The organism is Kitasatospora putterlickiae (assembly GCF_039527695.1).
GTDB classification, from domain to species: domain Bacteria; phylum Actinomycetota; class Actinomycetes; order Streptomycetales; family Streptomycetaceae; genus Kitasatospora; species Kitasatospora putterlickiae.
Genome location: NZ_BAAAKJ010000042.1, coordinates 57205 through 64139, shown reverse-complemented (window position 1 = coordinate 64139; position 6935 = coordinate 57205). Strand labels below are relative to the sequence as shown.

The 6935-nt window shown below is 70.0% G+C and carries 7 protein-coding genes; 6 read left to right on the top strand and 1 reads right to left on the bottom strand.

From position 1 onward, the window contains the following. The 3 genes from ABD308_RS05160 to ABD308_RS05150 form a co-directional block, all read left to right on the top strand. On the top strand, positions 1-248 hold a 248-nt coding region (locus ABD308_RS05160), incomplete at its 5' end, for a response regulator transcription factor (protein ID WP_344326751.1). Between the two features lie 670 nt (positions 249-918). Beyond that, positions 919-1734: an alpha/beta fold hydrolase gene (locus ABD308_RS05155; RefSeq protein WP_344326760.1), complete on the top strand. Its 816-nt coding sequence runs from the start codon at positions 919-921 to the stop codon at positions 1732-1734. A gap of 23 nt (positions 1735-1757) precedes the next feature. Beyond that, positions 1758-2645, top strand: a complete 888-nt coding sequence (locus tag ABD308_RS05150; RefSeq protein WP_344326748.1) for a helix-turn-helix domain-containing protein — start codon at positions 1758-1760, stop codon at positions 2643-2645. 614 nt (positions 2646-3259) lie between these two features. On the opposite strand, the gene ABD308_RS05145 is transcribed toward ABD308_RS05150, so the two are convergent. Continuing rightward, a complete protein-coding gene (locus tag ABD308_RS05145) occupies positions 3260-4018 on the bottom strand; it encodes a hypothetical protein (protein ID WP_344326745.1) in 759 nt (252 codons plus the stop codon). 155 nt (positions 4019-4173) lie between these two features. Between ABD308_RS05145 and ABD308_RS39580 the strand changes: the two genes are divergently transcribed. From ABD308_RS39580 to ABD308_RS05135, 3 genes are all read left to right on the top strand, one after another. Then, positions 4174-4935, top strand: coding sequence for a transposase (locus ABD308_RS39580; protein WP_425554695.1), 762 nt, complete (start codon positions 4174-4176; stop codon positions 4933-4935). Further along, positions 4932-5435 (top strand): Imm21 family immunity protein, encoded by a 504-nt coding sequence (locus ABD308_RS05140; RefSeq protein ID WP_344326742.1) that lies wholly within the window; start codon positions 4932-4934, stop codon positions 5433-5435. Before ABD308_RS39580 ends, ABD308_RS05140 begins: the two co-directional genes overlap by 4 nt. 737 nt (positions 5436-6172) lie before the next feature. Next, positions 6173-6829, top strand: a complete 657-nt coding sequence (locus ABD308_RS05135; protein ID WP_344326739.1) for a hypothetical protein — start codon at positions 6173-6175, stop codon at positions 6827-6829. Positions 6830-6935: the final 106 nt, after the last annotated feature.

The window sequence follows — 6935 nt, the reverse complement described above, 5'->3', positions numbered from 1 at the left end:
GGCTCCCCGCCGCCGGAGACGACGGCGGCGGAGGCGGGGAGCGTCTGCGCGTGCTGACCGCGCGCGAGCGGGAGGTCCTGCTGGGAGCCGCCCGAGGCCTGACCAACACGGAACTCGCCGCCGCCCTCGGTCTCGCGGAGCCCACGGTGAAGAAGCATCTCGGCCGGGTCTTGGCCAAGCTGGGTCTGCGGGACCGGGTGCAGGCGGTGATCTTCGCGTACGAGTGCGGGCTGGTCGGGCCGGGGTAGGCGCGGACGGCCGTCGGGCGGGGGCCGGCGACTCAGGTGACGTTGACGGCGGTCCAGGCAGATCGGCAGATCAGTGGTGGCTGGCTCCTGTGTCGATCATTCGCCGAGTGCGACCGGGCCGAGGTCGGATGGCAGGTGCTGGACGGCCGATCAGGGTGTTGTCCCGCATTGTGTCCCCGCCGCGCAGGAGGTTGTCCCGCGTTCGTTGAGTCGGGTCACCGACGGGCTGCCCGAGCCGGCGGTGGCGAGCGGGCCACCGGCGGTGCGCGCGCCTCCGGCGGGACGGACCAGCCGCACATGCCGGCGGGCCACGGTTCGGGCCGGACCGACAAACGGGTCAAGCGACAGGTGGCCGGGTGGGACGCGGCGCGCGCGGCCGCGTCCTGACCCAGCTGGCGGCGCGGGGTACCGGCAGTCCGCCGGTCCTCGGCGCCTCCACCGGGCGGGAGTGCCGGAGGCCGGCCTCGCGCCGGCGCCGGATCCGGCACACTCCGCCGTCGTCGTCCAGGACCACGCACACCGCACCCGGGCCGGTCCCGCCACCGGGCCGGCGGTCACCGGCGGGCCCAAGCCGGACAGGCAGGCTCGTGCCAGAAGTGTCTGGCGATCGTCGGCCTTGCGACGACATTTGTACAAGACTGACGGTTGGAGCCCAAGCATCATCCCGTACATGGGGAATCACGACGTCAAGCACTTGCACGGGATCCACGTGGTCCACGACGGCCCGCAGCAGGCACCGCCGTTGGTGCTCATCCACGGATCGGGGGCTTCGAGCGGTTCCTGGAGCCCGGTGGTGCCGGCACTCGCCGGTCAGTATCACGTCATCCGGGTCGACCTCCCGGGTCACGGACAGTCCCTGCCCGCGTCGTCGTACGACGTGCCCGAGCAGGCGGGTCGCCTGGCCGTGGCGCTCGATGAACTCGGCCTTCGCCCGGTCACCGTGGTGGGGCACTCCAGCGGCGGATACATCGCCACCGCGCTCGCCGAACAGCGCCCCGACCTGGTCGGTTCGCTCGCCCTGATCAGCAGCGGCCCGAGTCCCGACGCCCTCCTTCCACAGCCCATCGTCCTTCAGGTCCTGATCGGCCCGCCGCTGGGCCCGCTCCTCTGGCCGATCCGTTCGGACGCAATGCTCCGCAGGGGCATGATCGCGCTCTGCCACCGCCCCGTGGACATCCCGGACGATCTGATCGCCGAGGCCCGGATGATCGGCTACCGCACGTTGAGGACGGCGCTGCGCCGGAACACCGCGTACATCACCGAGCGGAGCCTGCCCAAGCGCCTCACCGCCCTCAACGTCCCAGTCCTGGTGATCTTCGGCGCGGCCGACCCCCGCTGGAATCCATCGTCGGCGCACCACTACGACGCGGTGCCGAACGCGCGCGTCCAGCACCTGCCCGACGTCGGGCACCTCCCCATGCTCGAAGCGCCGGAGACGACCAGCGAGTTGCTGCTGGACTTCGCGGCAACGGCAACGCGCCGCTGAGACCGATCGCCTAGCCTGGCGCTATGGGGTTCCCCGAGTCACCGCCCGACTGGACGTCGGTGGAAGTCGCGGTCCCGCGGCCGTCAGAACGTCTGCCGGGGATCCGCATGGCCGGATTCCGGCAACGTGTCCCAGCCTCCGCGGACATGACCATGGTCGCGCACCCATCGGTCACCCTGTTCGTGGACCTGAGCGAAGGAGACGGGCTCGTCTACAGCGCCCATGGCCGGCGCGAAGGTGGCAGCACCGTCGTCGGACTGGTCCCGGGTGAGCTTCGGATCAGCGGCCGGGCGGCCGGGAGGATCCAGTGCCTCCAGATTCGGTTGTCGCCGGTCGTGGCGGCCGCGGTGCTCGGGGCACCGACGGAGCTCGGCGGGGCGGTGGTCTCCCTGGAAGAAGTCTGGGGTCGCGACGCCGGGCGAGCCGAGGACAGGCTGCGTGCCGCCGCGTCGTGGGAGGTGAGGTTCACTATCGCGGCGGATCTCCTTGGCCAACGGCTGAACGCCCGCCCATCGCTCGATCCGGAGGTCGCTGCTACCTGGTGGCGGATGCGCACCAGCCGGGGACGGGTGCGGGTCGACGGCCTGGCGAAGGAGGTGGGATGGAGCCGTAAGCGCCTGTGGTCCCGCTTCCGGTCCCAGGTCGGCCTCACCCCCAAGCGCGCCGCCCAGCTGGTGCGCTTCGACCACGCCGCCCACCTTCTCGCAGCGGGTAACCCCGCCGCTTGGGTGGCGGCTGCAAGCGGCTACGCCGACCAGTCCCACCTCCACCGCGAGGTCCAGGCATTCGCGGGAGCGACGCCCACGGCCGTAGCCGCTGCGCCGTGGCTCGCGATCGACGGCGTCGCGTGGCCGACTTCGCTCGCAGGCCCGACGCCGTCGTCGGGTCGGCTTCACGCCGACTCGACCTGAACCCGGAACACAGCCTCCAGCACCGGCTTCCGCAGCCCGCCGCCGCCCTCACCATCGCCCCACTCGACATCGACCAGACCCAGATCCATCGCCCCCCGGCTTCGCGCACCTGCCGAAAACGACCGCGACAGGTACCGCGAGAACTGGGCCAGCAATGAGATCAAACCCCACCTACGGGGCAAATGCCGTCGCCCCAGCGCGCGACGCGATCAGAATCCGCCAGACCGGCAACTTCAGCGAGCCCGAACAATGGCGCTTCACCTGGGAGCGCACCTACTCCCACGAAGAGTGGCTCGACCAGCTCCCAGCCTTCGGCGGCCTCACCTGGCTTCGTTCACGTGAAGTAGCAGCGTTGATCAGCGGCTTGGGCAGCAGTTGGCGATCTTGAGTGCTACAGATGCTCACGAGAAATGACGTCATCGCCGGAATCTCCGGCAGCCCCTGCGGCCGCATCGACACTCCGCACCACCTTCCCTGGCCGCACCACCGCCAGGCAGCCCGCAGAGTGATCATCCGAACCCGACCAACACCCCGCAGCGAAATGAGCAACAGAGTCCGCACGCGCCGCAGAGTCGGACCCCGGTTCCGGGGCACGGTCTGGCGACGCGTGCAGATCAGCAGGTACCGAGGTCCTGCCAGACGCCCCACTGGCCGGTGGTGCCGGGCTCCTCGCCCAGTGTCCACCACTTGGCGCTCCACTGGTGGTCCTTCCACGAGACGGTGTTGCCACCGGTATAGACCTGTGTGTCGACCCAGGGGGCGGTGGAGCACACCGGGGCGGCGCCGGTCACGGTGAGCGTGTAGGTCGCGGAGGACGTGGCCGAGGTGCCGGTCAGCGTGCCCTTGACCGTCAGCGTGTAGGTGCCGGGGACGACCGTGGACACGGTCGACACCGACAGGGCCGCGCTGGAGCTCCCGCTGACCGAGGACGGGCTGACCGAGGCGGTGACCCCCACGGGAGCGCCGCTGACCGTCATCGCGATGGACGTGTTCGAGCCGTTGTTGATGATGGCCGTGCTCACGGTCGCGGTGGTCGACGAGCCGGCGGTCACCGTGCCCGAGGACGGGCTGACCTGCACCTGGATGGCGGGCACCTGGACATTCGACGCGGAGGGCGACGGGGAGGAGGCGGTGGCGGCGGCTTGGAGGAAGGCCATCGTCGGGTACTTGTCACCCGACTGCGAAGCGAGCTTGGACAGGCTGTCGCCGGCCCGGGCCTCGACGTACGGGGTGAAGACCTGGGCGGGCAGTGGGGTGCCCGCTGCGTGGGCGGCGCCGGTGCCGGTGCCGGTGACCGCCACGCCGGCGATGGCGGTGGTGACGGCGGTGGCGGCGAGCAGGGCTCGGAGTGGTGCGCGAACGGGTCCGGCCATGGACCGCGCTCCCTTCGAAGGTGGGGGACTTCGGCGACCTGAAGCACTGTGGCCTGAACCAATACTGGTGGTCTGGACCATCCGACTGTCAAGAGTCCTTACCAACTCCTGGGCTCAGCGGTTCCGCCGCATGAGCCACGGCGGCTCCAGCTTTCCTGTGGGCCGCGTTCCGCGTCGACTGGAACACCCGCCAGGCCACCTGCCCCGAAGGCCGCACCAGCGCCGGCTGGTACCCCGTCACCCAGCACGGTCACGACGCCATCGTGATCGCCTTCGCCAGCACCGACTGCCGCCCCTGCCCCTCCCGCGAACGCTGCACCACCGCGGCCCGCGGCATCCGCATGTTCACCCTGCGGCCCAGCGAGCTCCACGGACATGTCGCCGCCGCCCGCGCCCAACAGGCCACCGACACCTGGCAGGCCACGCACGCCCTGCGCGTCGGCGTCGAGGGCACCATCAACCAGGCACTCAACATCACCGGCCTGCACCGGGCCCGCTACCGCGGCCTGCCCAAGGTCACCCTCCAGCACGCCCTCTCCGCCACCGCGATCAACATCATCCGACCCGACGCCCACTGGACCAGCCGACAACCCGATCAACCCACAAACCCCGGACAAGCCAACTGTCCCGCCTCGCCTACCAACTCAGCCCATAGCCCCGGCCGAAGTGCGCAAACAGAGTCCCCGGCCCAGACCCGGCCGAGGCGCATAGTGGAGTCAGACATGGAGAGGCTTCCTCTTCCCGAGGTCCGCACCGCGCCTGGCAGGCCCCCGGTGGGACCGGCTCCCTCAGAGCGCGGCGCGAGTGCCCGCCGGAGCCCAGCGACAGCTGGAACAACCGGCCGCGAGACGCTGGCGGTGCTGCGGTCGGGGGTGCCACGGTCCCGGCACGTGGCAGGTGCGATCATCGGCGGATGACACCGAGGCGCTGTGCACTGGTCTGGCTCGACGGGACCGACTTCGCGCGGTACGCCCTCGTCCCGGAAGATGTCCTGCCCGGCTGGACCGGTACGGAGGTCGACGACGTGATCGGCGAGTACGTGGCGGCCGTCCGGCACTCGGGCCGGGACGTCCTCGCGCTCGGGGGCGAGCCCCTTCCCGTCACCTGGATCCCAGGGGCCCGCGTGTTCGCGCGCTGGTACTACGCCGAGGACGACTCCGCCCTGCTGTCCGTTCTCGAAGCCGTCATGGACTCCGACGGCTGGGAGGACGTGCTCGATGTCGAACTCGGCGGCCGGTACGTCCTGACCGCCGCCTCCTACAGCGGCACCTGGATCGCTGATCACATCGGCAACCCGGACGAAGTCCAGGAACTCGTCCGGGTCGACCTCCCCTCCGGTCGCTACCGTGTCCAGTCCCTGATCGTCGACCCCAACCCCGAGAACCGATGGATGTTGGAACGCCTGCTGGCACAGTAGGCGAGCTCCGTCTCCAAGAGGGCCGGGACGGCACACGGCAGCACCGATGACGCGGCAGCGCGCCTCCCACCACCGCCCCCATGCGGCGGCGGAAGGCCGACGGCTTGGCCGACCGGGCGCGTCTGCCCGAGGACACCGCTTAGGGTGGACCGCTCGGACGGGCCAGGACGAGGGCGACGGGGCGGGGTGGGCCGTGCTGCTGAGGAAGGCACGGACCTCGAAGTCCTTGGCGTACCGGATGTCGTAGCCGTCGGTCATGCGCCAGTAGGGAGTCAGGGCCGCGGCGAACCGATCGAGGAGGCTTTTGGCGAACGCGTCGAAGGTCATCGCCTCGAAGCGGCCTGTGTGTTCGGGGACACAGGCGGCGACCCTGCGGGCCAGGTTGGCCGCGGCGTCACGTTCTGAACGCGAGGAAAGCACAGCCCAGTAGCCCTCTCCCCCGCCGCACAGGTTGAAGATCACGTGAGCGCGACATCACGTACGTCCACGGGCTCGGCAACCGGGACGGAGAGACCGACCTGGCAACAGGCCCAGCACCCGCGCGGTGGGAAACGTTTCCGGCCTCGTCGTCCGGCAGAGCGGGCCGATGACGGAGTGTCTGCATCGGTCCTGCGGCTGTTCCTCTCGTAAAGTCGCATCCTGACCCCTATACGGAAGCTGGTGGGACTACGGGCAACGACCAGGACACGGGAACGGAGGCACGCGACACGGATCCGCGATCGGCCTCCGTCACGTTCGTGACCACCGAGCATTTCACCCTCCAGGGAGCACGGGCCGCGGCGATCGCTGAATCAACCGGCCGGGCATCGATCTTCATCGGTGCGGTGTCGGCTGGACTGGTCGCCCTCGGACTGGTCGTCACAGCGACCGAAATCAGCACCGCGTTCTTCGCCTTCGGCCTGATCCTGCTCTCGACGCTGTCCTTTGTCGGCTTCGTCACCTTCGACCGGGCTCTCCAATCCGGGATCGAGGATCTTCAGTACGCGCAACGGATCGCACGGCTCCGTGCCTACTACTTCGACCACGCGCCCGAGTTGACCCACTACCTGGCCAGCGTCCGGCCCTCGCGGCGGCTGGCCATGCACGGCCTGCACGGCGGATACACCCAGGTCTTCCGGACGGTCGCCGGAATGATCGGCGTGGTCACCGCGGTCCTGACCGGTTCCGCGGCAGGACTGCTCGGCACTGTCATCGCTGGCCACTCGGCGGTCGCCGGGTTCGTCACGGGCGGGCTGGTAGGCGTCGCCGCTCTCGTGTCACTTATGTGGTTTCAATACGTCACCTGGGGTCAAGCCGGGCGTGAGCAGCTCTTCGAGGAGGAAGAGCAAGAAGACCCGCAGGCAGGCGCGACCGGGACCGCCAACCCGCGCGGCCCGGACCAAGCTCAGCGCTAAAGCTTGTTGCGGAAGTCTGGGTGCGGGCAGGTCGGTGTGTGGGTTGACCTGCTGGTTCAGGCGGTTCGGGCGACGTTGTGCATGTGGGCGACGGCCTGCACCGCGT